The 22,763-nt window shown below is 34.3% G+C and carries 25 protein-coding genes; 15 read left to right on the top strand and 10 right to left on the bottom strand.

Annotated features, from left to right (window positions below):
• Positions 1–231: 231 nt before the first annotated feature.
• Positions 232–786, top strand: a complete 555-nt coding sequence (locus GSY47_RS00950) for a fasciclin domain-containing protein (protein WP_035688618.1) — start codon at positions 232–234, stop codon at positions 784–786.
• Positions 787–1,068: 282 nt separating this feature from the next.
• Here the strand turns inward: GSY47_RS00950 and hemH are convergent, their stop codons facing one another.
• From hemH to GSY47_RS00925, 5 genes are all read right to left on the bottom strand, one after another.
• Positions 1,069–2,082 carry a ferrochelatase gene (gene hemH, locus GSY47_RS00945; protein WP_219071037.1) on the bottom strand — a complete coding sequence of 338 codons (1,014 nt, stop codon included), beginning with the start codon at positions 2,080–2,082 and terminating at the stop codon, positions 1,069–1,071.
• A gap of 125 nt (positions 2,083–2,207) precedes the next feature.
• The gene (locus tag GSY47_RS00940) at positions 2,208–3,074 is read right to left on the bottom strand and encodes a helix-turn-helix transcriptional regulator (protein WP_219071071.1); all 867 of its coding nucleotides are present in this window, start codon (positions 3,072–3,074) and stop codon (positions 2,208–2,210) included.
• A 95-nt stretch (positions 3,075–3,169) separates the two neighbouring features.
• Complete coding sequence (locus tag GSY47_RS00935) at positions 3,170–3,709, bottom strand: YceI family protein (RefSeq protein WP_035688612.1); 540 nt, start codon at positions 3,707–3,709, stop codon at positions 3,170–3,172.
• Positions 3,710–3,754: 45 nt separating this feature from the next.
• Entirely contained in the window at positions 3,755–4,294 is a 540-nt protein-coding gene (locus GSY47_RS00930; RefSeq protein ID WP_219071036.1) for a YceI family protein, read from the bottom strand.
• A gap of 15 nt (positions 4,295–4,309) precedes the next feature.
• Positions 4,310–4,678 carry a hypothetical protein gene (locus tag GSY47_RS00925; protein WP_035688608.1) on the bottom strand — a complete coding sequence of 123 codons (369 nt, stop codon included), beginning with the start codon at positions 4,676–4,678 and terminating at the stop codon, positions 4,310–4,312.
• Between the two features lie 166 nt (positions 4,679–4,844).
• Between GSY47_RS00925 and GSY47_RS00920 the strand changes: the two genes are divergently transcribed.
• The 5 genes from GSY47_RS00920 to hemA all read left to right on the top strand — a co-directional run bounded on the left by GSY47_RS00920 (position 4,845) and on the right by hemA (position 8,755).
• Entirely contained in the window at positions 4,845–5,243 is a 399-nt protein-coding gene (locus tag GSY47_RS00920; protein WP_035688606.1) for an OB-fold protein, read from the top strand.
• Between the two features lie 17 nt (positions 5,244–5,260).
• On the top strand, positions 5,261–6,100 hold the full coding sequence (locus GSY47_RS00915; protein ID WP_035688604.1) for a DUF5777 family beta-barrel protein: 840 nt from the start codon (positions 5,261–5,263) through the stop codon (positions 6,098–6,100).
• Between the two features lie 133 nt (positions 6,101–6,233).
• The gene (locus tag GSY47_RS00910) at positions 6,234–6,668 is read left to right on the top strand and encodes a hypothetical protein (protein ID WP_035688602.1); all 435 of its coding nucleotides are present in this window, start codon (positions 6,234–6,236) and stop codon (positions 6,666–6,668) included.
• Positions 6,669–6,685: 17 nt separating this feature from the next.
• Positions 6,686–7,282, top strand: coding sequence for a globin family protein (locus GSY47_RS00905; protein ID WP_035688600.1), 597 nt, complete (start codon positions 6,686–6,688; stop codon positions 7,280–7,282).
• Between the two features lie 168 nt (positions 7,283–7,450).
• A complete protein-coding gene (gene hemA / locus GSY47_RS00900; RefSeq protein ID WP_116751109.1) occupies positions 7,451–8,755 on the top strand; it encodes a glutamyl-tRNA reductase in 1,305 nt (434 codons plus the stop codon).
• Between the two features lie 346 nt (positions 8,756–9,101).
• Here the strand turns inward: hemA and GSY47_RS00895 are convergent, their stop codons facing one another.
• From GSY47_RS00895 to dnaK, 5 genes are all read right to left on the bottom strand, one after another.
• Positions 9,102–9,443 carry a helix-turn-helix domain-containing protein gene (locus GSY47_RS00895; protein WP_035688596.1) on the bottom strand — a complete coding sequence of 114 codons (342 nt, stop codon included), beginning with the start codon at positions 9,441–9,443 and terminating at the stop codon, positions 9,102–9,104.
• 107 nt (positions 9,444–9,550) lie between these two features.
• Positions 9,551–10,216: a hypothetical protein gene (locus tag GSY47_RS00890; RefSeq protein ID WP_317197885.1), complete on the bottom strand. Its 666-nt coding sequence runs from the start codon at positions 10,214–10,216 to the stop codon at positions 9,551–9,553.
• An 80-nt stretch (positions 10,217–10,296) separates the two neighbouring features.
• Positions 10,297–11,556 (bottom strand): site-specific integrase, encoded by a 1,260-nt coding sequence (locus tag GSY47_RS00885; RefSeq protein WP_035688592.1) that lies wholly within the window; start codon positions 11,554–11,556, stop codon positions 10,297–10,299.
• On the bottom strand, positions 11,553–12,107 hold the full coding sequence (locus tag GSY47_RS00880) for a helix-turn-helix domain-containing protein (RefSeq protein WP_219071035.1): 555 nt from the start codon (positions 12,105–12,107) through the stop codon (positions 11,553–11,555). Before GSY47_RS00880 ends, GSY47_RS00885 begins: the two co-directional genes overlap by 4 nt.
• A gap of 204 nt (positions 12,108–12,311) precedes the next feature.
• On the bottom strand, positions 12,312–14,195 hold the full coding sequence (gene dnaK / locus GSY47_RS00875) for a molecular chaperone DnaK (protein ID WP_179003295.1): 1,884 nt from the start codon (positions 14,193–14,195) through the stop codon (positions 12,312–12,314).
• Between the two features lie 267 nt (positions 14,196–14,462).
• Between dnaK and GSY47_RS00870 the strand changes: the two genes are divergently transcribed.
• From GSY47_RS00870 to GSY47_RS00830, 9 genes are all read left to right on the top strand, one after another.
• Positions 14,463–15,947, top strand: a complete 1,485-nt coding sequence (locus GSY47_RS00870; protein ID WP_179003294.1) for a TlpA family protein disulfide reductase — start codon at positions 14,463–14,465, stop codon at positions 15,945–15,947.
• Positions 15,948–16,016: 69 nt separating this feature from the next.
• Positions 16,017–16,781 (top strand): hypothetical protein, encoded by a 765-nt coding sequence (locus GSY47_RS00865; RefSeq protein ID WP_179003293.1) that lies wholly within the window; start codon positions 16,017–16,019, stop codon positions 16,779–16,781.
• Positions 16,782–17,403: 622 nt separating this feature from the next.
• Positions 17,404–18,711 (top strand): Na+/H+ antiporter, encoded by a 1,308-nt coding sequence (locus tag GSY47_RS00860; protein WP_179003292.1) that lies wholly within the window; start codon positions 17,404–17,406, stop codon positions 18,709–18,711.
• 27 nt (positions 18,712–18,738) lie between these two features.
• Positions 18,739–19,203, top strand: coding sequence for a nuclear transport factor 2 family protein (locus GSY47_RS00855; RefSeq protein WP_179003291.1), 465 nt, complete (start codon positions 18,739–18,741; stop codon positions 19,201–19,203).
• Between the two features lie 6 nt (positions 19,204–19,209).
• Positions 19,210–19,671: an SRPBCC family protein gene (locus tag GSY47_RS00850; protein ID WP_179003290.1), complete on the top strand. Its 462-nt coding sequence runs from the start codon at positions 19,210–19,212 to the stop codon at positions 19,669–19,671.
• Positions 19,672–19,745: 74 nt separating this feature from the next.
• On the top strand, positions 19,746–20,402 hold the full coding sequence (locus GSY47_RS00845) for a hypothetical protein (protein WP_179003289.1): 657 nt from the start codon (positions 19,746–19,748) through the stop codon (positions 20,400–20,402).
• Between the two features lie 67 nt (positions 20,403–20,469).
• The gene (locus tag GSY47_RS00840) at positions 20,470–20,907 is read left to right on the top strand and encodes an acyl-CoA thioesterase (RefSeq protein ID WP_057122622.1); all 438 of its coding nucleotides are present in this window, start codon (positions 20,470–20,472) and stop codon (positions 20,905–20,907) included.
• Positions 20,908–20,997: 90 nt separating this feature from the next.
• Positions 20,998–21,861: a mechanosensitive ion channel family protein gene (locus GSY47_RS00835; RefSeq protein ID WP_179003288.1), complete on the top strand. Its 864-nt coding sequence runs from the start codon at positions 20,998–21,000 to the stop codon at positions 21,859–21,861.
• Positions 21,862–21,866: 5 nt separating this feature from the next.
• Positions 21,867–22,709 (top strand): maleylpyruvate isomerase N-terminal domain-containing protein, encoded by an 843-nt coding sequence (locus GSY47_RS00830; protein WP_179003287.1) that lies wholly within the window; start codon positions 21,867–21,869, stop codon positions 22,707–22,709.
• Positions 22,710–22,763 lie beyond the last annotated feature (54 nt).

Genomic DNA, 22,763 nt, shown 5'->3' with positions numbered 1-22,763 from the left:
AAGAAAAAGAAATTTTCGCCTCTCCTTTTCATCTTTTCAGGCTGCTTTCATTGTGAAGATAACAGCGAAATTATTTTGACCATAGTAAGTTATCAAAAAATATTCCCTTAAAATACTCATCCATAATACCTTTTAGTTAGTCCGGTTTTATTTTAGTTTATTTCTTGGCTTATTTTAAAACCAAAAAGAATATTAAAGCGTAAATGACTTTATAACTTAAAAAAAGTAATTATGAAAACTGGAAAATTTTTAGCAGCAGCAATCCTGGCATTAGGATTTGGATTTACATCATTTGCACAAAAAACAGTAATGGTTGGTGGAGCGGCTATGTATCCTAATAAAAATATTATAGAAAATGCGGTAAACTCAAAGGATCATACCACATTGGTAGCAGCAGTAAAAGCAGCAGGATTAGTTGAAACCCTGCAAGGTAAAGGTCCATTTACTGTTTTTGCACCGACAAATGAAGCTTTTAGTAAATTACCGGCCGGAACTGTTGAAACATTATTGAAACCTGAGAATATTAAAACATTGCAAACTATATTGACCTATCATGTAGTATCCGGTAAAATGAATAGTTCTGATATTGCAAAAGCAATAAAAGCCGGTAAAGGAAAAGCCACTTTAAAAACAGTGAGCGGCGGAACTTTAACTGCCTGGATGGATGGAAAAGATTTGTACATCAGCGACGAGAGCGGCAATAAGGCTAAAGTTACTATTTCAGATGTAAATCAATCCAATGGTGTTATACATGTAGTGGATACAGTACTGCTTCCGAAAATGTAATTTTCCGTGAATAAAATACAATTACAGAAAAGCCCTGAAATTTCAGGGCTTTTTCTGTAATTACTATCCTGAACAATAGTAATAGCAGATTATATATGAGATACTGCTTAACATTTTATTGCCAGCTCAATACTTTAAATATAGGGAGCTGATGTCTTTTTTGATACAGAAACATAACCTGCAACGACTATCGGATCAGGTGCGAAAGTTTGGGATTAACCAAAAGATTAAATAATCTAACTATTAATAGTAAATGTAATATTCTATGCTCTTAATTTAGATTTATCTAGCCCAATCATTAATCCAATTACTCACGGTCTTACACCATTCATCATCATCATTCAAACACGGAATCGCTAAGAAATTCTCTCCTCCTTTTACTTCAAAATCTTCTTTGGCTCGCATTGCGATTTCTTCCAGCGTTTCTAAACAATCTGAAACGAAAGCCGGAGTTACCACTGCCAATTTCTTGATCCCTTTTGCTGGCATTTTATCAACTTCAACATCGGTATAAGGTTCTAACCATTTGTCTCCCGCTAAACGCGATTGAAAAGTTAAACTGTATTTATCAGCTGGAAGCCCTAATAATTTTACGACTTGTCTTGTTGTTTCATAACATTGATGACGATAGCAGAAATCGTGTGCCGGCGAAGGTGTGTTACAGCAAGAGCCGTCAATTTTACAATGTGATTTGGTTACATCGGTTTTGCGAATGTGACGCTCCGGAATTCCGTGATACGAGAATAACAGATGATCGTAGTGGAATCCAACTAGATGTTTCTGGATAGAATCAGCCAGATTCTTGATGTAATCCGGTTTGTTATAAAACGCAGGAACATCGGTAAAAGTCATTTGTGGAAATTTCTTTTTACGAATTTCTTCCGCTTTAACCAAAATTGTCAATGTTGAAGCCATTGCATATTGCGGATATAAAGGAAAAAGTAATACTTCTGTGACTCCTGTATCATGTAATTCCTGTAGCCCTTTTTCAATTGTCATGCTTCCATAGCGCATTGCTAACGAAACCGGAACATTTACTAAAGACTCTACTTTTTTCTGCATTCTTTCAGATAGCACCACTAACGGAGAACCTTCTTCCCACCAAATTTTAGTATAAGCATGTGCAGATTCTTCCGGTCTTTTTCTCAGGATAATGCCACGAACTAAAAAAGCTCGCAACAAATACGGAACATCGATCACGTGTTTGTCCATTAAAAACTCGTCTAAATATGGTTTTACATCTTTTGTAGTTGGACTTTCCGGAGATCCTAAGTTTACTAATAATACGCCTTTCATTTACTTTTTGCTTTGTTCTATAGAATAGATGTTAAAATTGTCGCGCAGATTTTGCAGATTGAGTAGATTAAAATTCGTGGATTGCTTCGCCCGTTCATTATCACCAGGCTCATAGCCAACAAAACTTAAACATTCGTATTAATCGACATCAGATATTTTTTTGGAGTTGTTGCAAACTTTTTCTTGAATCCTGCAATGAAATGGCTTCCTGTACTGTAACCTATTTTCAACCCCACTTCGTTTACATTGTAAGAACCGCTGTCAAGCAATTTTCTGGCGAAATCCATTTTATAGTCAAAAAGAAAACCGTAAACCGTATAGCCATAAATTTGTTTGAAACCCATTTTCAGTTTCTTCAGATTCAGACCAATTTCATCGGCTAATTCTTGTAAACCAGGCGGTTCAGCCATATTGGCGATGATAATTTCTTTGGCTTTTTTTATTTTCAATACATTACCTTCATCAATTAAAAACGGACAATGATGCGCATTTGGATCTTCGCTCCTGTTAAAAGATAAACTAAGTAATTCGTATCCTTTACCTTTACAATAAAGATTTTTTATGGATGGATGAAGGTTATAATGGAACAACTGGCTTAAAACAACTGCCATTGAAGGACTTATACAACCTTCATTATAATAATTTTTATACTTGTTATCAGGACTTAAAAAAGTAATATAATCTGCTTCAACAGAAAACAATGCATGAAATTTCCTAATTGAAATAATAACAGAAATCATCCACGAATTTGGTGAAAGCTCTAAATGAAATGGTAGCTCCTTTTGTGGATTGTATAAAAGAAAGGATTTTTCTTCTTGTAGTGCTAAATCATAATTACCATTATTAAATGAAAGTTTGGCGTTACCTTTAAGTACGAAATGAAACTGTATGAAATCAGTGGTTAGTTGACGGTGTGTAAAAAAAGGTTCTGGACCGTCATTCTGAAAACGGATAAGTGCAAAGTCGTTTTCAACTTTTATTTCTTCCTCCATTTTTGAAATAGCGAATAATTGGTTTTTCAAAATTAAATCTTTTTAATGGTTTAGTATACTTCTCTTAAAGTTATAAATCTTACTTTTTTGATCTGTCATTTCAAAACTGCAACAACTAGAATATTAATTTTATTAGAAACTTTGCTTTTCACGAGAGTTGGTATGACGATGTTAAAATCACTGGCATTTACGGCAAAATTAGATACAATACTAATTCCAGATCCGGACATCATTATCCTTGCTTTGGTTATTATATCCTTTGATTTTCCATGAAGCTCTAACTTCCCTTTTATAGTAAAATCTTTAGCAGAATTGGTAAGACTGTTTAAATCAAAATCTTCTATTTTCCCTTTAAATATAGCTTTAGGGTATTGATCGCTCTCCATATAATTTTCATTGAAATGCTCTTCCATTAACGCAACTTTAAATTGAAATCCTTTCATCAATGCTAAACTTGCAATTTCTCCTGTTGTAGTATTCAATACAAAGGTTACATTGTTATTTGTAGCTTTAACCTCTTCAAAAGAAGCAACAGATGCTTCAAAAGTTATTTTACCTGTTTTACTGATCATTTTTTCTTGCGCCAGACCAATAGCGCAAGCATAAAGCATGGAAACGAGTATAATTTTTTTCATGGTTTTCTTTATATTATTATGTTAGTTTAAAAATCAATTTTTTGCTTATTTTAAAACAGCAATAATTTGAACCTTTACTCTATCATCAAGTTTATACTTGATAAGCGATGGAATTGGAATGCCAAAATCACTGGCATTAACAGCAAAATCTGAAATGATGGTAATTCTGGAACCTGTCCTGGTGATCTTTGCGCTCGCATTTATATCTCTTGATTTCCCATGAAGTTCTAAGTTTCCTTTTATTAGGTAATCTTTATAATCTTCAGTTAAATTATTGGCATCAAATTTTTCTATTTTTCCCCTAAAAATAGCTTTCGGATATTTATCGGTCTCCATGTAATTTTCATTGAAATGTTCTTCCATCAAAGGCATTTCAAACTGAAATCCTTTTATAAGGGCTAAGGATGCAATTTCACCTGTTGCCGGATTTAAAACAAAAGTGACATTGGTATTGGTTCCTAAAACCGGCTGAAAAGACGGGACCGAAGCTTCAAAAGTGATTGTTGATGATTTAGTTAAGATTTTTTCCTGCGAAAAAACAAGGAACGAGGCCAATATCATTGGCATTATTATGATTTTTTTCATGTTTTTTACTATGGATTATTGCTCTAATAATCCATCTTGTTCCCATTTTTTAATAACATCAATTGTGGTTTGAGGCAATCTTGGCCCTCCCTGTGGCATTAATGAACTATTTCCATTTTCTAAAGAAATCCGGTTGAGCAGCCCGCGATTTAAGACCGCATTTTTAACCTGATCATAAGTAACCAGGGACATAGGTGCCCCATTTTTGGGAACAGCTGCATGGCAGACAACACAATTATTATCAATGATGGATTTCACATTCTGATTGTATGTGGCAACGCCGGTAATTGGTGGAGTGTCAATTAAAGTACTGGGATTATCATCTGTACAACTTACCAGTAGTAAAGCAAATGATGGAATAAGCAAACGAGTTTTTAAATTCATGGGATTGGTTTTTAGTTTTAGAAAGGCTAAATGATTTTAATATTTAAAGCATTTTCAAATCATATACGGTGAAATGGATGATACAGATTTAGCAGCAGTCATATTTGATCATTTAAATCCAATAGGTATTTTTTAACGTAGATAATCCAAATACTAAAAACCAGCCATGAGAAAAAAAATACTTATTATTATTCCCCTCTTCCTGATAACTGGGATCTCAATTTACCTCTACAGTTACAAAGGTCATAGGAATATCGAATCAGAAACTGCAGATTATACTGTAACGGTTAAAGGACTCGAAAAAGAATTTACTTTCAATGACAGCCTTGCTACTGCCAAATACCAGGACAAAACAATTGAAGTAACTGCAATTGTAACAGCTGTTGAACCCGCCAGTAAGGGAATCGTTATTAGCGAAAAGATATTTGCAACCTTCAAAGACAGTTTGCCCAAAGACATTGCAATTGGCAGAATGCTAAAAATTAAAGGACGATTTTTAGGATATGATGAGCTCTTACAAGAATTTAAAATAGATCAATCCTCCCTTGTACACCAAAACAAATAACAATTAAAATTAACCACATGAAAAAGCTCATTCTATTATTGTTTTTATTTCCATTACTAACCTATTCGCAAGACGACCTATTATCCGGAGTTGATGCGCCAATCACAAAAGAAAAGGTGACATCTGCATTTAAAGCCCTGAAGATTGTCAATCTCGAATCGACCAAACTCGCGGCAAAAGGAGATTTGTATTTTGTTGTAGCACACCGGTTTGGTTCTATAAAAGACGGCTTTGAGGGATTCTATGGACTGGATAACGCCAACACACAAATAAAATTCATATACGGATTGACCCCGGGGATTAATATAAGTGCCGCCAGAAGTGAATTTGCTTATGACTTTGCAACAAAATATATGTTATTGCCGCAAATAAAAGACGGATTTCCGGTGACTATTGCAGGGTTTAATAGTTTGTCTATCAACAACACGCTAAAGGAAAGTCTATATCCTAAACTTGAATTTAAAAATAGGCTCACCTATGTAGCCCAGCTTTTAATTTCCAGAAAATTATCTGAAAAATTATCTTTAGAAATAGTTCCATCATTTTTCCATGAAAATTTTGTGCTCGACCCCGAACAGAGCAATTCACAATATGCCATTGGCTTTGGCGGTAGATATAAGTTTGCAAAACGCTGGTCATTGAATATGGATTATGCGGCACACTTAAACAGGGCGTCAAATTCTATTTATAAAAATCCATTATCCATTGGTTTTGACCTGGAAACCGGCGGACACGTTTTTCAAATGCATTTTACCAGTTCTCAAGCCATTGATGAAGCCGGATATCTTGGAAGAACTACGGGAGACTGGACTAAGGGAGATATTTTCTTTGGGTTTAATTTGGCAAGAGTTTTCTAAAAAACCCTGTAATTCAGTGTGTTGTTATTTACAATAAATCTAAACTACTATTTTATCAATTTAAATAAAACCAAGCCAAAAAAGGGTTCGTATATGATCTAGAAAACCTAAAATCATTTTAAAAATCAGCTTTATGAAAATTAACAAATTTATTAAAAAAGGCCTTTGGACGGGATTGATCATTTTGGTACTATTTTTTGCCATTTTTCTATTCCACATTATTACCGCTAAGCCTGCTGTTTATGAAAGCCCAAATCTGCAGGTAAGCCGAATTGATTTTAAAACAAACATAGATTCGGTACAAGCCAAACAAATATGTTCAGATTTGAGATCTATCAAAGGATTAACCTCTGATTCTATAATCGTAAAAAGAAATGTGGTTGTTTACTTCCATAACAACAAGATCACGAATTCTAAAAAAGTATTTGACCAGTTGATAGCCATAGGACATTATGATGCTCAGCGTTATATTTTACCGGAAAATTTGGCTGGCAAAGAAGTTTGTCCAGTGAATCAAAATAGTTTGAGCTACAGATTGTCTCAAAAACTAAACCGTTTTTTTAATTAACCTTTAATATTTTTATTATGAAAATTTATTCCAAAATTACACTTAGTGTATTACTCGCAGCTTCTGCAACCCTGGCTTCGTGCAGTAGTAATGATGATGACGCCCCGGTAACTCCTCCTGTAAAGGCATCTATTTACGAAAGATTAGGCGGAACTAAAATGGTTTCAGATCCAGATAACGCTGGCCAAATGATCGAGCAGGGGCGTTTGAGTTTCCGCAAGGTGGTAAATTCAACTATAGGATTAATTGTTGCCGACGTTCAGTCGAATGCAGCGGGGAATCTACAAGCGCATTTTGCCCCGGTATTAGCCGAAACAGGAACTACCCAGTCTACAAATATTGCTAAACTATCGGACAATCTGACTGATTTCTTTTCGTTTAACACTGGTGGTACAAATGCCGTAAATACCTATTCTGGTTTGAATATGGTAGCTGCGCACGATCCTGCGAAAAATCCTCGCATGGGGACAAAATCAAGTACTGCGGATTATACAAAATTTGAAGGATATGTAGGAGCAGCTGCAAATGCAAATGGTGTAGCTTCAAATACAGAGCTTTATACAGATATTGTTGCGGTCTTAGAATCACTTAGAACTCCAATAGTTCAAAAATAATTTCTCTTAAACGCTACCTGTTTTTCAGGTAGCGTTTTATATTTAAATCCTGCCGGCAACTTATAATGCAATTATGTGTGAATCCATTATTCTTTAGCATTAAAGGAAGTTTCATCGTGTTTTACAATAACCTACTAATATTTTTTTGAACTTTAAAAAGAGCATAATATGGAAAAATATAACATGTCCAAAAATACCACCTTTTATGCTTTAGGCTTAAGTTATAAAAAAGCAGATGCAGCAATTAGAGGGAAGTTTAGTTTGGATACTAAAGCACAATCTGATCTTTTGCTGCAGGCAAAGGCAGAAGGGATCGAATCATTAATTGTCACTTCTACTTGTAATAGAACCGAAATATATGGTTTTGCCAATCATCCATATGAATTAATCAAATTACTTTGTGAGAACAGCAAGGGCTCCGTAGAAGAATTTCAGCAAGTTGCTTATATATACAAGAATCAGGAAGCTGTGAACCATATGTTTCGAGTTGGAACAGGGTTGGATAGCCAGATTTTAGGTGATTTTGAAATCATTAGTCAAATTAAAATCGCTTTTAATAATAGCAAACGCGAGGACTTAATCAATACATTCCTGGATCGTTTAATAAACGCGGTTATACAGGCTAGCAAAAAAGTCAAAACAGATACTGAAATTTCATCCGGTGCCACATCTGCTTCATTTGCAGCTGTTCAATATATTATCAGAAATGTAGAAGATATTAGAAATAAAAATATCTTACTATTCGGAACAGGGAAAATTGGCAGAAATACGTGTGAAAATTTAGTAAAACATACAAAGAATACCCATATCACCCTTATAAACAGAACAAAGAACAAGGCCATCGAATTAGCTGGTAAACTAAACGTTATTGTAAAGGATTTTCTAAACTTACAAGAAGAAATAAAACAGACAGATGTGCTCATAGTTGCAACAGGTGCACAAAATCCAACTATAGACAAAGCACTACTTAACAGAAAGAAACCATTACTGATTTTGGACTTATCCATTCCACGAAATGTAAATCCAGATGTAGCGCAAATTCCAGGAATAACTTTAATACATCTCGATTATTTGTCTCAGGTTACAGATGATACGCTTGAGAGAAGAAAACAACATATTCCTGCTGCAGAAGCTATTATTGAGGATATGAAATTAGAATTCAATACATGGATGAATACTCGAAAATATGCGCCAACTATCCATGCGTTAAAAGCTAAACTAAATGATATTGCGGCAAGCGAATTGGCTATTCAGAGAAAGAAAACAAGCAATTTTGATGTCGCTCAGGTTGATTTAATCAGCGCCAGGATCATTCAAAAAATAACAAACCACTTTGCAAGCCACTTGAAAAATGAAAATACTTGCGTGGATGAAAGTATTGACTTTATTGAAAAAGTATTTCAAATTGGACAGCTCGCACCAAAACACGCTTCTTCTCAAATTGAAAAAACATATAAGATCAATCTTTCATAGACGTTATTAGGTTTTGCAAACAATTTTCTATCTGTATTAGAAATACCCAAATAAGTTAGCAAATTTGATCCTGAAACTTGCTGTAAATAACTATTGATGTATAAAAGTTCAATCCCAACAGGACATCCAAACCAAATTAGTAATAGCCAATCTTTTCAAATCTTCCGCAAAAATTTATAGAAATTTGTACAGTAGAGATCACTATAAAAAGTAAAATCCTGAAAAATTTAGATTTTTCAGGATTTTTTTGTTCAAATTCATTTACAGATAACATATCGCTTTGTATTAAATGCTTTTTGATGATCTACCAGAGTGACATAAGTATTTTTGCGGTCTGTTATTCCCCCTATTTTTTTTGATTATCATTATACTTCAATACTTCTGATTCAATTTCCTGTATTGTTTTCTTTTTCCCTTTAGAAATCCATTCTAAAAGTTCTTCTTCAAAAAAATACAGCTTTTTACCATATTTATAGCACGGAATTTTTCTCTGCCTTACAAGAGCGTAAATTGTAGGCTTTGCTTTGCCTATTAGCCGGCTTGCTTGTTCAATACCAATAGGAATACTTTTTTCTTTCGATTCATACACCTGTACATTCTGAATCAGAAGTTTAATCTCGGCAATTTCTTTCACTAAGTGTGCTACTGCTTTGGGCAGGTTTTCAAAAGAGATTTCATTTGTATCCATAGCTATCGTTTTTAACAGTTATGATGCAAATGAAAAAAGTGTTTCTGCTGTGTCCTTCTTCACAGCAAAAACACTTGAAAAACACAGTGCTTTATACCTATTGGCATTTAAAAATCTGTAAAATCATCTATTATCTTTATAAGACCTTTATGTTCATCATCTTTGAGATGCGTTTTAATGCTTTTCTCTTCAACATCTTTTAAAGCATCGGCAAAAGTCAGCTTTAAAAATTGTGCGGCTCTGTCCTGTCTGCTGGCTTTAAAGCAATTCCAGATATTCCAGCCAAAATGATACAGATCCAGATTGGACAGATCTTTTACTTTGATCGGTTTAATCTTTTCAAAATTTAGGACTTCAGCATATATGATTATATTGCTGCCCAATTGTTCCAGATCATCATCCGACACGTACAGCGCAAACTCCTGCTGCGCATAACGGAGGGCAGTATCAATCCTGGCCTGTTTTTGATTTTTAATTGCATTTTGCTGCTGCTCCCTTAACTGCTGAATATCAATGACAGCATTTTTATTTTCAGGCATTTCGGGCTTAATTAAAGCATCCTGTGGCTCCTCTTCTATTTTTTCAAGGTTTTCAACTGGAATGCGACTTTCAGGCGATTCATTTTTTTTTGCCTTCAAAAAACAATTCACCAATCTCTCAGCCAAATCGTTTAGAAATAAACTTAGAATTGCAAACATTAAAACTCCAAATCCAGTGCTGATCCAAAAGAAAACGCCGGCCGTATATTCATCGGCGCCTTTTTCCAGCAGCACCAGTCTTCCAATTACACCGACAAAGACACAGACTAAAAAAACAGACAGGTAAACTGTGATATATTCAAAGTACTTTATTTTCATTGCGCTCTTTTCTTTAAAGATTCCAATTGTATTGCCTTCGAAGCTCTGTTTTTCTTCTCATCTATTACTTTAGCGTAGATTTGAGTAGTTTTTACGTTGGTATGCCCCAGCATTTTACTGACCGTATAAATGTCTGTCCCGCTGGACAGCTGCAGTGTTGCAAATGTATGACGGAAGCAGTGGAAGGTAATGTTCTTTTTAATGCCGGCAGATTCAACCCATTTTTTCAGAGGCCTTGAAATCCACGACGGGTCCATCAGATCCTCAAACACAAGCTGCCCGGGAAGCCTTGGCTCTCCGCAGAGATCTAAAGCCTGCTCAGAAATAGGCATATATTCGACACCCCTTGTCTTTTTCTGCGTAAAATGCAGTTTGGCCATGCCGTCTTCCATGCTTATCTCTTTCCAGCGGAGCTTCTGAATGTCGGAATGCCGCAGGCCGGTAAGCGCTGAGAAAAGCGCGGCTCTTTTAAGGACATCTTTTTCGCAGGGCGTTTGGGCCAATCCGTTCAATTCTTTAATGGTAAGATATTCGCGTCTTGATTCCTGCTCAGGTATGCCTCTTACTTTTGAAGATAAATCAACGGTTAGATATCCATCAATAAAAGCCTGTTTCAAAGCGGCTTTAAATATGGAAAAATACCTTGCTGCAGTGTTACGGGAAAGTATTCCTTTTTTGCCTCCTCCGAGCGGCGCAGCCAGCAGAAACAGCTTAAAATCTTCCGCCATTCGGCCGTCAATCTGGGAAAACATCAGCCTGCCTTTGGAATAGATTTTTAAAAACTCTCTGGTCCGCTCCCAATTGATCATAATGGATTTTGAGCTTCGGGCATGCCTTTTTGCTGCCACAGAGGCAATGTATTTGATAAAATCCTCTTTTGCTTTTTCTTTCTGCTGAACCAATAGGTTCTCAGCATCACTGTACAGATCTGTATTATCATATTCTTTCTGCCTGATTTTACGCACTCCGTCGGCATAGAGCATTATCTCGCGGTCGGTTTCGCTTCTGGTGATTATTATTCCGTTATCGCTGCGTCTGGGCTTATAGGATTTTATGCCCTGCGCATCCGTACGAGCGGTTCTCTGCTTATCCCACTCCACGGTTTTTACGGTTCTGTTTAAGTATTCACGGATTCTCTGTGGCGTTTTCTTTCCGGAAACCTCAACAGGATAGCTTTCTATGTAGACATACCATTCCTCTCGGTCTTCTGCTTTTCGAAGACGCACAGTTACCTTGGTTTTTGCTAATTGTTTCATATAAAATCATTTCCGTTATACAAGTTATCAATTTCGCTTTTTGGAGCATATACATGCTTTCCGATCTGCCTGGTAGGTATTGAATATTTCCTTATATGGCTGTAGACAGAACCTTCAGATATCTGAAATCTCTGAGCAATTTCACCAATCGAATAGCAGTCTTCTTTTTCAAGGCTGTATAATTTTTTCTTCGGTGGGCTTTCAGCCTGCTGCAGGATGCTTGCAGGGCCGAACATCTCTTCCATAACTCTGCGGTCTATTCTTATAAGGCGAGTCCCCAGATTAACTGAAGGAATTTTTCCCTTTTCGACAAGCCTATAGAGTGTCTTTTTGGCAATCCCAAAAAGCATGCCAGCTTCAGGGACAGAAATAAATGCCCTGTTCTGGGGTATTTTATCTACCAGCGCTTTGATTTCTGCTTCATTTTTAAGCTGCTTCATCTTCTGTTTGTATGCTTTTTTACTGCATACATGCGAGCAGTAAACAGAAGTCACGGTTTTAGGCAGGAATTCTTTCCCACAATTAAGACATTGTTTATCAGATCTTTTCATAGTCTTTGTCTCCCATTAAGGTACCATAAGGGTACATAAGGGACACTTTGTCCCCCTTTAAGTGCCGGTACAAATATGGTACAAATATATGATAAAAAACGATTAAAAAACAGCAGAAACAAAAATGCATAAAAAAGAAAAACCGCTGTAAACTTTACGTTTACAGCGGTTTAGCACTTATTGTTAACTGATATTAATCAGTACTTATTTGACCTCTTCGAATTCAACGTCTTCCACGTTATCTCCAGAAGACTGCTCTTGTTGTGGAGCTGCTTGTTGACCTTCACCACCTTGAGCGTACATTGCTTCTGTAGCTGTTTTCCAAGCTGCATTTACATTGTCTAATCCTTTTTGGATTGCATCAAGATCTTGAGATTGGTGAGCCATTCTCAATTCAGTTAAAGCATATTCGATAGCTGTTTTTTGATCGTCTGTCAATTTATCTCCTAACTCTTTCAATTGAGATTCAGTTTGGAAAATAGTACTGTCAGCTTCGTTCAATTTCTCAGCTCTTTCTTTTGCAATTCTGTCAGCATCAGCGTTAGCTTCAGCATCTTTTTTCATTTTTTCGATTTCTTCAGCTGTTAATCCAGAAGAAGCTTCGATACGGATATCGTGAGATTTTCCAGTTCCTTTGTCAGTTGCAGAAACTTTGATGATACCATTAGCATCGATATCGAAAGTTACTTCGATTTGAGGAACTCCTCTTGGTGCTGGTGGAATACCATCTAAGTGGAAACGACCGATAGTTTTGTTATCAGCAGCCATTGCTCTTTCTCCTTGTAAAACGTGGATTTCAACAGATGGTTGAGAATCAGCAGCAGTAGAGAATACTTGAGATTTTTTAGTTGGGATAGTTGTGTTAGACTCGATTAATTTAGTCAATACACCACCCATAGTTTCGATACCTAAAGAAAGAGGTGTTACGTCAAGTAACAATACATCTTTTACATCTCCAGATAAAACTCCACCTTGAATAGCAGCTCCAATAGCAACAACCTCATCAGGGTTAACACCTTTAGATGCTTTTTTACCGAAGAATTTCTCCACTTCGTCAGCGATTCTTGGCATACGAGTAGAACCTCCTACAAGGATTACTTCGTCGATATCAGATGTAGATAAACCTGCATCTTTTAATGCTTTAGCAACTGGCTCCATAGAACGTTTTACTAAAGAATCAGATAATTGCTCAAATTTAGCTCTAGATAATTTTTTCACTAAGTGTTTTGGTCCAGAAGCAGTAGCAGTTACGTAAGGTAAGTTGATTTCTGTTTCAGCAGAAGATGATAATTCAATCTTAGCTTTCTCAGCAGCTTCTTTCAAACGCTGTAATGACATTGGATCTAAACGTAAATCAATACCTTCTTCAGATTTGAATTCGTCAGCTAACCAGTCAATAATAACTTGGTCAAAATCATCACCACCTAAGTGAGTATCACCATTTGTAGATAATACTTCGAATACACCGTCTCCTAATTCAAGAACAGAGATATCAAAAGTACCTCCACCTAAATCGTAAACAGCAATTTTTTGATCGTTTCCTTTTTTATCTAATCCATAAGCAAGTGCAGCTGCAGTTGGCTCATTGATGATACGCATAACTTTAAGACCAGCAATTTCACCAGCTTCTTTTGTAGCTTGACGTTGTGCATCGTTAAAGTAAGCAGGAACTGTAATAACTGCTTCAGTTACTGTTTGACCTAAATAGTCTTCAGCAGTTTTTTTCATTTTTTGAAGTGTCATTGCAGACAATTCTTGAGCAGTGTATAAACGACCGTCAATATCCACACGTGGTGTATTGTTGTCACCTTTTACAACACTGTAAGGAACTCTTTTTGCCTCATCTTGAGTTTCAGCAAAAGTGTGTCCCATAAAACGTTTAATAGAAGCAATCGTTTTTGTAGGATTCGTTACTGCTTGTCTTTTTGCAGGATCACCTACTTTAATCTCTCCACCTTCAACAAAAGCGATGATAGATGGTGTAGTTCTTTTTCCTTCTGCGTTAGGGATAACAACTGCTTCGTTACCTTCCATTACAGAAACACAAGAGTTCGTCGTACCTAAGTCAATTCCGATTATTTTACCCATTTTTTATATATTTAATTTTTGATTTTATTTTAATAACTCAGGTGGCATAAGTCAATCTTTGTGCCAATATAAAAAACTAAATAAAATTGTCAGTTTTCATGTTGGCACATTAAAAATCATCTGACAACATGACATTTTTGCCCCCTGACAATTTTGGCACAACACTGTTTTACATGTCATTATTTACTTATTAACCCAATTATACTTCTTAATTTCTCTCAAAAAAATTATATTTGAGATACTTTAAAAATCCTTAAAATTGCAAAAATGAAATGGTTCCATTTAGTTTTATTCGTTCTGTTTCCCGCCTTGATTATAGGTCAGACCAAAAACAGTATTCAAATCTTAGGAAATATAAACGGTAAAATTCCTGAAATAATAGAATATACTTTGCCAATTGGCGGAATTGATTATTTCGGTTTTACAGATTCTGTCCAGCCGGATTCTTCAGGCAATTTTCAAATCAATCTCAAACTGAATCAAACCTGTTTTATTGATTTATCTTATAAATACAAATCATATGGAACTTTAATAATTGAGCCCGGCATGACTTATAAAGTTCATATTAACACTGAAGATGCTAAAAATCCATTTACTGTCGAATCTAAAAATGCAAAAGGACAGCAATTATACAATCAGATTCCAAACAGAAGCATGATAGTGGGAGGACATTTTGAACTCGAATCCAGAAAATACAGCAAAGACAGTGTTCCAACTGTAATCAAACAAAAACTGGAAGAAAGCAGAATAAATGAACTACAAGGCTTTAAAGATCTTTTGAAAGAGAAGATTATTTCTAAAGATTTCTACCGTCTAGTTGAAACAGACAGAGATTATTTCTATAAAGGAGCGCAGGGAAGTGTGGCCTTTATCAATTATTTAAATGAATCTCAAAATAAGAATACTTTAAATAAAGTGCAATACTCGGAACTCTGGTCAGCAATTTTCAAATCTAATCCGGTAACCAATCCTGAACTTTTAAAATCTCCGTGGTTTTATTTTTATGCAGAAAACTATTTACGTTATAATGAATTAATCCTGGATAAGATAAATACAGCTGTTCTAAGTGAACTTAATAAAAAAGGACTTATTCATACCCATAACATTGATAATGCAAAAAAACATTTATCCGGCTTGCAGTTAGAATATTATTTCGCGGCCTATATTTATTACGAAGCAATCAATAACAATTACGAACAGGAACTAATTAAACTTTTTGAGCAATTTAAAAAAGAATATCCTTCCAGTTCTTACACTCATTTTCTTGAACCCGTAATTATTCCTATTATTTCTTTCCACAAGAAAAAAGAGGAACCGCTAAATGAGAAGGTAAAATTTGTAGAAAATACTGCCGAAATAAACTCCGTAAAAGATCTGGTAAAGAGTTTAAACGGAAAACCTTTTTATATCGACGTTTGGGCAACCTGGTGTGGTCCCTGTAAAGAAGAATTTAAAGACAACACAAAGTTATATGAATTGCTGAAATCTAAAAAGATTACCATGGTTTACATTTCGATAGACAAAGAAACCAAAGAGAAACAATGGCGAGATATGGCACATTTTTATAACTTAGAAGGCTATCATATAAGAGCTAATAAAAAGTTAGACGACGATTTACGAAATATATTCGGCAGTCAATCACTTGCGATTCCGTGGCATTTTCTTGTAGATGAAAATGGAACTGTTTTAAACAAAAAACTAAGTGGCGGATCAGAAATTCAAAATTTAGAAAAACAGTTGGATAAAAACTAACAAGTCTTTGTTTTAAAAATCTTACATAAAATATTTTATATTTGAAGAATATATTAAAAGCCCAAATTAATGAAAAACTCAATCCTATACATAATACTGTCCCTTTTGCTTGTTTTTACAATACAATCTTGTAAAAAAGACACCAAAACCACTTCAAAAAACGTTGCTGTTACTGACAGTCTTCCAGCCAATAAAGAATTTGAAGAAAATGGCGAAGAATACGAAGAAAATAATCCTGAAGAAGCAGATGTTACCTATCCGGAAACAGGAAAAAAAGCTACTGATTTCCTTCCAAAACTTGGTATTTATGAAATTGAGTATGATGCTGAGGGAGATTTAAATAATGACGGTTTAAAAGACATTGCTATTGTTTTAAAACATAAAGATGTAAAAACTGCCAAAAGACCAATGTTGATTCTTTTGCAAAATACAGACAAATCGTATCGTTTAGATAAGGTTTCTGATGTAGTCATGCCTGCAGAATACAATGAATACGATTTTAAACTCTACGACACAGAAGACATAAGTATTGAAAAAGGTAAATTACTCATAAATCTCTACGGAATAGGACCAAGTGGAACGTTATTAAGTACGTTTAAATATGTTGGAAAAGATTTTATTTTGAATTATATGGAAGCTTATTACAGCGGTGCAGGAGGTCGCTCCGGACTTACCTATGATTTTGAAAAAGGCGAGATAACAGAAACAGAAACCAACACCATGAAAGAAGATGAACCTACAACATCTTCAACAACTCCAGTAAAAAAGAAAATGCATTCATTTGAAAATACTTCTATTACTGAGTTTTTTAATGAAGATAATAATCCATCTTAAAAACCTTCTTTCTTTATATAATGAACTTTGAATCAGTATGCTTCTTATTTGGATTAATGATAATTCCTTTTTCGTTTCAATTTTTTCCAAGATTATACTTCAATGAAAAATTATTTTGGCCAATTTATATCTTTACAATTATTTTAGCTGTTCTAGGTTTATTGACTTTAGGAAACTCAAATTCATCAAAACCAAATTTTTATTTATTTCTAATTTGTCCATTATATTCTTTATCAATTTTAAGAATTGGCCTTGAATTATTTAAAAAGAATTTTAAACGAAACCCTAAAAATCCTCCTCGATTTTCTTTTGGATATGACGGATTAGGTTGGGATAGATTTTTTTATTTTTCATTTACGATGTTGAGTTTGACATTACCAATCTTGATTTTAGCTTATTATTATACTTAAATTATGAATCTTGAAAGTTATGAAAACAGGAAACTACTTTATTAATTCTTGTGAAACATTTATCTCGGCAGTTTAAGACAAACTAGTTAAATAAATATAATAACTAAGATTTTTGAATACATAGAAACTTTCAAACATCTGAAATTGATATATTAATCTTTAAACATCTAAAAGAAAATAGATTTTTAATTTAAACGAAGAATTCTAAAATAATGGAAAACTACAGCATCATTATATTTATACTCGCCATTGTTATCGGATTATCTGCCTTTGCTGATAAAGCCAAACTGCCCTACCCTATTCTTCTTGTAATTGTCGGAGTTGGAATCGGTTTTATTCCAACAATGAATGAAATCGAAATTAATCCAGAGATTATTTTTCTACTATTTCTTCCTCCGTTATTATATGATGCTTCCTTTAATATTTCACCTAAAGATTTCAAAACAAACATCAGCACCATTAGTACTTTAGCAATAACATTAGTTTTTCTTACCACATTTTGGATTGCTGTTGTTGCACATTATTTGATCCCGAATATAACTTGGCCTCTTGCTTTTGTATTGGGAGCGATTCTTTCTGCAACTGATGCTGTTGCCGCTATAAGCATTACAAAAGGACTTGACATTTCACATAAAACCATAACTATTCTCGAAGGCGAAAGTTTGATAAACGATGCCTCTGCATTAGTAGCTTATCGATTTGCTGTTGCCGCCGTAATGGGATCCGCTTTTGTAATCTGGCAGGCAACCTTGCAATTTATTTTATTATTAGGAGGTGGATTTCTAGTTGGTTTTGTGATGTCCAAAATTCTGGCTGTCATTTTGAAAAAAGTACATAAAAATTCAAATGTTACCATTAGTTTTATGCTTTTAATGCCTTTTGTAACCTATTTGATTGCGGAGCATTTACATGTTTCAGGAGTAATCGCAGTTGTAATTTCAGGATTAGCAATTGCTCGCTTTAGCAAAAAGATATTTCCTGAGAGTTTAAAAAACAGTTCACGAAACCTTTGGGACATTATCATCTTTTTATTAAACGGATTGATTTTTATCCTTATCGGACTTAATTTTAGATATGTATTAGAAGATATCGAAAGCGATATGTTATTACCTTACATTGGTTATGCCTTTATCATTACGATTGTTGCTTTACTCATTCGATTTGTTAGAATATTTCTGCAGAGAATTAATCTTCAGAAAGGTTTTGAAAAAATTAAAAAAGGAAAAAGAAAAATCAGTGAAGATGCACTTCTCGATTTTAAAAACAGCATCATTTTAGGCTGGTCAGGAATGCGCGGGATAGTATCTCTTGCTATCGCTATTGGACTTCCCAGATTTCTAAAAGACGGAAGCCCGTTTCCAGAAAGAAATGCTATTATTTTTATTTCTGTAGCCGTTGTGCTTTTTACTTTGATTGGACAAGGACTTACACTTCCTTGGATTGTTAGAACATTAAACAAAAAGGACAATCAGAAAAACAACACTGAAAATCAACCAATTGAAAAACAATTACTAAATTAGTTTTTTATTATTCTAAAAATAACCAATATGAAAAACATTTTAATCGTTCTTATTATTTTCATCTCCTTTTCCTCCTGTAATAATGTAAAATCTGAAAAAATGACTCCAGTATCTTCATCCGAAAATGAAAAACTAGTAAAAGAATATTTCGAACTTTTTAATCAGCATAAATGGAAAGAAATGGCCGAAATGTATGTTGAAAATGCCGATTTTAAAGACCCATCTCTAGGAAACGGAATTGTAAAACAATCGCATCAGCAAATCATCACAAAATATACCGAATTGAGCGATATGTTTCCAGATGTTCACGATAAAATCCTGCAAATTTATCCTTCAGGCGAAAAACATATTATTGTAGAGTTTGTCTCAACTGGAACCGCACCTGATAACTCTAAATTTGAACTGCCGATCTGTACCATTTTTACAATTGAAAACGGAAAAATCACTAAAGACTTTACCTATTACGACAACTTTGAAGAACCTCAGGAATAAAAAACAATGGATTCAAAAATTATCAAAACCACAGCAGAATCTGAAATTGTAAGCACACGAGTTTTTAGTTTCCCGCAAGAACTAGTTTTTAAAGCTTGGAGCGAGCCCGAACATTTGAAAAACTGGTGGGGACCAAATGGTTTTACGAATACTTTTCATGAATTTGACTTTCGCGAAGGCGGAAAATGGACATTTACGATGCATGGTCCCGAAAAAGGAAATTATGAAAATGATGTTGAATTCATCAAAATAGAAAAACCGAATCTTATTGCCTGGAAACGTCACTCAAAACCGCTTTTTCAAATCCTGACAACATTTGAAGCTATTTCTGAAAATGAGACAAAATTGGTTTTTAAAATGCTTTTTGAAACAGAGGAAGAATGTCAAAAATTAAAACCTTATGTTGTGGATAAGAATGAAGAGAATTTTGATAAACTAGAGATTGAATTATCAAAAATGAAATTGTAATTCCTCTAAGATTAAGCTCAAAAATATTAATAAAATTTCTTGCTAATTTTTCAATTAATCAAACTTTAATATCAATGAAAAAAACATCTTTTTTCTTTTTTCTTATTTTAGGAATGAACTGGATTTATTCTCAGCAAAAATCAGCAAAAACGATCAAAGAGCATGAAACGTTTAATAAAACAATCAAAGACATTGACCCGAATTTAAAAGGTTTTGTCCCGAAAGATTATAATGTAATTGCCATGAAAAAAGGAAATCTGAATCTAGATAAATTTGAGGATTGCATTATGGTTTTAAGAAAAAAAACAGAAACCACAACTTCAAACATGAACGAGGAAAAACCAGATAAAAGACCTCTTTTAATTTTGTTAGGACAAGAAGATAAAAGCTATAAATTAGTTTCAAAAAACGAAAATGTCGCTTATTGTATAGATTGTGCTGGTGTTTTTGGCGACCCTTTTGTTGGAATCGCAATCAAAAATGGATTTTTTTCTATGGAACATGCTATTGCGGGAGGGCACCATTGGCAACAAATTATCACTTTCAAGTATAATAAAACAAAAAGAAACTGGTACTTATTTAAAAATCATTATATTAATTATGTATTAAATTCAGATTCTTCTCCAAATGCAGAAGCTTTAGTTGCAGATGTTGATAAACTCACTACGGTTAAAGATTTTGGAGAAATTCCTTTTCAAAAATTCAATATTTACTCTGATCGGGGTTATTAAATTTTACTATGACCAGTTTACATATTTATTCGTAATTTCGGTTTCAAATTAAAATTACAATTACAAAATGGCTTCATTTACAAAAGAAATATCTTTTCGATGGTCAGATCTTGACCCAAATTTTCACGTTCGTCACAGTGCTTATTACGATTTTGGTGCACAGCATCGTATCGAAATCCTTGAGGAATTAGGACTAACTTTAAAGGTAATGCAGACACAAGGTTTTGGGCCTGTTTTATTTAGAGAAGAATGTGTTTTCAGAAAAGAATTAAAACTTTCGGATAAGATCTTCATTCATACCAAAACATCCAAAATGAAAGCCGATGCTTCGCGCTGGTCAATCATTCACGAGTTTAGAAGAGAAGATGATACACTTTGTGCCACTATTACAGTTGACGGAGCCTGGATGGACACTAAACTGCGTAAACTGGCTTCTCCAACTCCTGAAATTGCGATTCAGGCATTGAGCATTTTCCCTAAAAGCGATGATTTCGTAGGGCTCTAAAAACAAAGATTTTTATCTTAACTTTATAAAATCCAAAAAGCAATATTTGATCATTTGTTTTTTGGATTTTTTTTCTCAAAATCAGAAATTATGATTGATTATATAAAAGATTTCAGAATAGGTATTTTTATAGCAATAATTGCAATAATTACAATCATTCTTGGCGCAATTACAGATCGTGTACTTCGTTATTTTTTATATAAAAAAGAAACCAATAAAGAGTATGATGCGACCGGTTTCAAGTTCCTAAAACATTTAATTATAACGATAATTTACATTCTGGGATTTGCCTTTGCTTTAATACAAATTCCTGAATTTAAAATTATTGGACATTCTTTTTTAGCGGGTGCCGGCGTTATCTCTCTTGTTGCAGGTTTAGCTTCGCAACAAGCACTAAGCAATATTGTAAGCGGTATTTTTTTAGTGATTTTCAAACCTTTTAAAATCAATGATAAAATTACCATTAACAATTTTGTCGGAACCGTTGAAGATATAAATCTGAGACAGGTTGTTCTGAAAGATGCCGAAAACAACCGAATCATAATCCCTAACTCTGTAATTAGTACGCAGATTATCGTAAACACCAATATGCATGATACCAAATGCTGTAAAATAATCGAAATTGGAATTGGCTACGATTCTGATATGGAAAAAGCATTGGAAATAATGAAAGACGAAATCGCCAAACATCCTCTTTTTATCGACACCAGAACCGCAGAAGCTAAAAAAGAAAAAACTCCTCTGGTGGTGGCTCGTGTAGTCGCTTTAGCCGATTCGAGCGTCAATCTAAAAGCATGGGCCTGGGCAAAAAATTCTACAGACGGCTTTGTAATGTATTGTGATTTACTGCAAAGCATCAAAAAAAGATTTGACGAAAATAATATTGATATTCCATATCCACAGCGTGTGGTGACTCTAAAAAACAGCGATTTCAAAATTCCTGATCAAAAATAAATGAAATGAAATCTTCAGAAATAATTCCGATTCAGACTTTACATCTCTTCCCTATTCTGGACACTTTATTAATCGATCTTTTAAAATCATTAACAGAAGAAGAATGGAACGCCCAAACCGTAGCAAAAAAATGGAAAGTTAAAGATATTGCATCCCATTTATTAGACGGAAATTTAAGAGGATTGTCTATTTCCAGAGATCGATATTTTGGAGAAAATCCAGAAAACATTAATTCTTATCAGGATTTGGTCGATTTTCTAAATCAGCTGAATATGACGTGGACGAATGCCACAAAAAGACTAAGCCCAAATGTACTAATTGATTTACTGGAGAGCACAGGAAAAGAATATTCGGATCATTTACAAACATTAAACTCATTTGAAAATGCAATATTTTCAGTGGCTTGGGCGGGACAGGAAACTTCGTTAAACTGGTTTCATATTGCAAGAGAATATACCGAAAAGTTCCTCCATCAACAGCAGATTAGAGATGCTGTAGGAAAACCCGCTTTGATGACCAAAGAATTGTTTAATCCGTTTATAGAGACTTTTATTCAGGCTTTACCGCATACTTATAGAAATACACAAGCTCCAAATGGTACAATTGTGAGTCTAATTGTAACAACAGAAATTGGCGGACAATGGAACATCATTAAAAAAGAAAACAATTGGGAATTTATTGATTCTTTAGAAAACAATCCTACTTCAACCGTGAAAATTAATCCACAAGATGCATGGCTTTTATTTTCGAAAGGAATGTCGCCAGTTGATGCGCTGGAAAAAGTGGAAATTATCGGTGACAAAGATCTTGGTTGTATTGCCCTTAACATAATTGCTGTAATGGCTTAATTGTTAACTCAATCGCTTTTTTGTAATAACTTTAAGAGTGTATTTTTTGGTTTT

The sequence above is a fragment of the Flavobacterium quisquiliarum genome (assembly GCF_019308285.1).
Classification (GTDB): Bacteria; Bacteroidota; Bacteroidia; order Flavobacteriales; family Flavobacteriaceae; genus Flavobacterium; species Flavobacterium quisquiliarum.
Note: the sequence above shows the minus strand (reverse complement) of the source record. Positions and strands in the feature narration are given on the sequence as shown.

Bases quoted from the DNA above. Each gene is read 5' to 3' on its own strand.
- GSY47_RS00915 (WP_035688604.1), top strand. From the start codon at position 5,261: ATGAAAAAGCTCATTCTATTATTGTTTTTATTTCCATTACTAACCTAT.
- GSY47_RS00870 (WP_179003294.1), top strand. From the start codon at position 14,463: ATGAAATGGTTCCATTTAGTTTTATTCGTTCTGTTTCCCGCCTTGATT.
- GSY47_RS00940 (WP_219071071.1), bottom strand. From the start codon at position 3,074: ATGGAGGAAGAAATAAAAGTTGAAAACGACTTTGCACTTATCCGTTTT.
- GSY47_RS00930 (WP_219071036.1), bottom strand. From the start codon at position 4,294: ATGAAAAAAATCATAATAATGCCAATGATATTGGCCTCGTTCCTTGTT.
- GSY47_RS00830 (WP_179003287.1), top strand. From the start codon at position 21,867: ATGAAATCTTCAGAAATAATTCCGATTCAGACTTTACATCTCTTCCCT.
- GSY47_RS00905 (WP_035688600.1), top strand. From the start codon at position 6,686: ATGAAAATTTATTCCAAAATTACACTTAGTGTATTACTCGCAGCTTCT.
- GSY47_RS00950 (WP_035688618.1), top strand. From the start codon at position 232: ATGAAAACTGGAAAATTTTTAGCAGCAGCAATCCTGGCATTAGGATTT.
- GSY47_RS00885 (WP_035688592.1), bottom strand. From the start codon at position 11,556: ATGAAACAATTAGCAAAAACCAAGGTAACTGTGCGTCTTCGAAAAGCA.
- hemA (WP_116751109.1), top strand. From the start codon at position 7,451: ATGGAAAAATATAACATGTCCAAAAATACCACCTTTTATGCTTTAGGC.
- GSY47_RS00850 (WP_179003290.1), top strand. From the start codon at position 19,210: ATGGATTCAAAAATTATCAAAACCACAGCAGAATCTGAAATTGTAAGC.
- GSY47_RS00880 (WP_219071035.1), bottom strand. From the start codon at position 12,107: ATGAAAAGATCTGATAAACAATGTCTTAATTGTGGGAAAGAATTCCTG.
- GSY47_RS00835 (WP_179003288.1), top strand. From the start codon at position 20,998: ATGATTGATTATATAAAAGATTTCAGAATAGGTATTTTTATAGCAATA.
- GSY47_RS00920 (WP_035688606.1), top strand. From the start codon at position 4,845: ATGAGAAAAAAAATACTTATTATTATTCCCCTCTTCCTGATAACTGGG.
- GSY47_RS00840 (WP_057122622.1), top strand. From the start codon at position 20,470: ATGGCTTCATTTACAAAAGAAATATCTTTTCGATGGTCAGATCTTGAC.
- dnaK (WP_179003295.1), bottom strand. From the start codon at position 14,195: ATGGGTAAAATAATCGGAATTGACTTAGGTACGACGAACTCTTGTGTT.
- GSY47_RS00895 (WP_035688596.1), bottom strand. From the start codon at position 9,443: ATGGATACAAATGAAATCTCTTTTGAAAACCTGCCCAAAGCAGTAGCA.
- GSY47_RS00845 (WP_179003289.1), top strand. From the start codon at position 19,746: ATGAAAAAAACATCTTTTTTCTTTTTTCTTATTTTAGGAATGAACTGG.
- GSY47_RS00925 (WP_035688608.1), bottom strand. From the start codon at position 4,678: ATGAATTTAAAAACTCGTTTGCTTATTCCATCATTTGCTTTACTACTG.
- GSY47_RS00855 (WP_179003291.1), top strand. From the start codon at position 18,739: ATGAAAAACATTTTAATCGTTCTTATTATTTTCATCTCCTTTTCCTCC.
- hemH (WP_219071037.1), bottom strand. From the start codon at position 2,082: ATGAAAGGCGTATTATTAGTAAACTTAGGATCTCCGGAAAGTCCAACT.
- GSY47_RS00865 (WP_179003293.1), top strand. From the start codon at position 16,017: ATGAAAAACTCAATCCTATACATAATACTGTCCCTTTTGCTTGTTTTT.
- GSY47_RS00860 (WP_179003292.1), top strand. From the start codon at position 17,404: ATGGAAAACTACAGCATCATTATATTTATACTCGCCATTGTTATCGGA.
- GSY47_RS00935 (WP_035688612.1), bottom strand. From the start codon at position 3,709: ATGAAAAAAATTATACTCGTTTCCATGCTTTATGCTTGCGCTATTGGT.
- GSY47_RS00910 (WP_035688602.1), top strand. From the start codon at position 6,234: ATGAAAATTAACAAATTTATTAAAAAAGGCCTTTGGACGGGATTGATC.